Annotated in this window: 1 protein-coding gene; it reads right to left on the minus strand. The window is 63.2% G+C overall.

What is annotated here, in order from left to right:
- Position 1: 1 nt before the first annotated feature.
- A complete protein-coding gene (gene tuf / locus AC0L2P_RS32135; RefSeq protein ID WP_254817137.1) occupies positions 2-1,177 on the minus strand; it encodes an elongation factor Tu in 1,176 nt (391 codons plus the stop codon).

Genomic DNA, 1,177 nt, shown 5'->3' on the forward strand with positions numbered 1-1,177 from the left:
ATTACTCTTTGATGGTGACGACGATGCCGGCACCGACGGTGCGGCCGCCTTCACGGATGGCGAAGCGCAGCTTCTCTTCCATGGCGATCGGCACGATCAGCTCGACATCGACGGTGATGTTGTCGCCCGGCATCACCATCTCGGTGCCTTCCGGCAGCGACACGATGCCGGTCACGTCCGTCGTGCGGAAATAGAACTGCGGACGGTAGTTGGTGAAGAACGGCGTGTGGCGGCCGCCCTCGTCCTTGGTCAGGATGTAGGCTTCGGCAACGAACTTCTTGTGCGGCTTGACGGTGCCGGGCTTGGCCAGGACCTGGCCGCGCTCGACGCCTTCACGGTCGACGCCGCGCAGCAGCGCGCCGATGTTGTCGCCGGCCTGGCCCTGGTCGAGCAGCTTGCGGAACATCTCGACCCCCGTGCAGGTCGTCTTGGTGGTCGGGCGGATGCCGACGATCTCCAGCTCCTCGCCGACCTTGACGACGCCGCGCTCGACGCGGCCGGTCACAACCGTGCCGCGGCCCGAGATCGAGAACACGTCCTCGATCGGCATCAGGAACGGCTTGTCGAGCGGACGAACCGGCGTCGGGATATAGGCATCGACCGCAGCCATCAGTTCGCGGATGGCATCCTCGCCGATCTTCTTGTCGCTGTCTTCAAGTGCGGCAAGCGCCGAACCCTTGACGATCGGAATGTCGTCGCCGGGGAACTCGTTCTTGGTCAAAAGCTCACGCACCTCGAGCTCGACCAGCTCGAGCAGCTCGGCGTCGTCGACCTGGTCGACCTTGTTCAAGAACACCACGATCGAGGGCACGCCGACCTGGCGGGCCAAAAGGATGTGCTCGCGGGTCTGCGGCATCGGGCCGTCGGCGGCCGAGACCACCAGGATCGCGCCGTCCATCTGCGCGGCACCGGTGATCATGTTCTTCACATAGTCAGCGTGGCCGGGGCAGTCGACATGGGCATAGTGGCGGTTGGCGGTCTCGTATTCGACATGCGCCGTCGAAATGGTGATGCCGCGCGCCTTCTCTTCCGGCGCCGCATCGATCTGGTCGTAGCGCTTGTATTCGCCAAAATACTTGGTGATCGCCGCCGTCAGCGACGTCTTGCCATGGTCAACGTGACCAATCGTGCCAATGTTCACATGAGGCTTAGTGCGCTCGAATTTACCTTTTGCCAT

Source organism: Mesorhizobium sp. WSM4836 (assembly GCF_055811815.1).